Source organism: Clostridium sp. (assembly GCF_051650885.1).
Taxonomy (GTDB): domain Bacteria; phylum Bacillota; class Clostridia; order Clostridiales; family Clostridiaceae; genus Clostridium.
Map to the genome: position 1 here is coordinate 1 of NZ_JBOFRG010000352.1, position 1337 is coordinate 1337.

Here is a 1337-nt window from a genome sequence, read left to right on the forward strand (position 1 = left end):
CGTTCGTCCTGAGCCAGGATCAAACTCTCAATAAAAAGTTTAATCTTAAATTGCTCATAAAACTTACTAATAAAAGAATTGCTGGTTTAAGTTTGTTTATATATTATTCTGTTCAATTTTCAAAGACCATTTTTGTTCAGTCGCTTTTGACGACTTGTTTAGTATATCACTCAAATAATTTTCTGTCAACATATTTTTTAATATATTTTCAAATTTCTTTTAGTGAGTCTCTCGTTCAAAAACTTGTTTTGCTTCAAGCGACTCACTTATAATATCATTTATTTATCCCAATATTTTAATAAATACTCTGATTAAATAATATTAAACCCATTTTTCTATATTTTTCTCTTACTTTCTTATATATCCATCTAATGATACACTAGGTTGAGTTTTCTTTTATTTTTCTAGATTTCCATCTATTACAACATCTAACTTTCCTGTTTTAGGATCTATTATTAGTCCATGAACTCGTACCCCTTTAGGCATTAAAGGATGATTCTTTATGCATTTTACGCTATTTTCTACCGATTCTTCAACTGAAGAAAATCCTTCTAACCATTTTTTTATATCTACTCCTGCATTATTAAGAACTTCTAATGTTTCTTCTTTTATTTCTCTCTCTTTTATTTTTTCTATCATTTTATCAGTATTCAAGTTACACATCCCACACCCATAGTGTCCAACTACAATTATATCTTCTGCATCAAATTCATATACTGCTACTAAAATGCTTCTTATAATACTTCCAAAAGGATGGGCTATTATAGCTCCTGCATTTTTTATAATTTTAGCATCTCCATTTTTTATATTCATAGCCTTAGGTAATAATTCTGTTAATCTTGTATCCATACAAGATAATATAACAGCTTTTTTATTTGGTGTTTTTGTAGATATATATTCTTCATACTCTTTTTGTTCAACAAATTTTTTATTATGTTCTATAATATTGTTAATTAAGTTCATCCTTCTTACCTTCCTTTTAGTTTTATTATTAACATATTATCAAATATACTTTTGTAAATACAGATTTTTAATAATATTTAATCGAAAATCTACTATACCTTCAAATAATTCATTCTCTATATTGTAAATAATAGTTTTGTATATAAAAAAGTCATCATCCCCATACCTAATTCGTAGTACTATGTTTTATTCTTAACCTCACCTCAAGTATTGATATTGCTTAATTTTGTGTACAAAAAAAGCCAGTAGAATTAACTACTGACTTTTCTCTTTGTTTTCACTTGGCAACTTCCTACTCTCCCACACAGTCTCCCGTGCAGTACCATCGGCGTTATAGAGCTTAACTTTCCTGTTCGGAATGGGAAGGAGTGTAC

1 protein-coding gene and 1 rRNA gene are annotated in these 1337 nt (G+C 28.0%); both read right to left on the minus strand.

All coding sequences use genetic code 11. The annotated features are described in order from the left end of the window. Window positions 1–396: 396 nt before the first annotated feature. On the minus strand, window positions 397–963 hold the full coding sequence (locus tag ACRC28_RS17825; protein ID WP_438544795.1) for a beta-class carbonic anhydrase: 567 nt from the start codon (window positions 961–963) through the stop codon (window positions 397–399). 279 nt (window positions 964–1242) lie between these two features. Next, window positions 1243–1337: ribosomal RNA gene (gene rrf, locus ACRC28_RS17830) — 5S ribosomal RNA — on the minus strand; the annotation flags it as partial.

Excerpts from the sequence above, each read along its gene's own strand:
- ACRC28_RS17825 (WP_438544795.1), bottom strand. The coding sequence starts at position 963 with ATGAACTTAATTAACAATATTATAGAACATAATAAAAAATTTGTTGAA.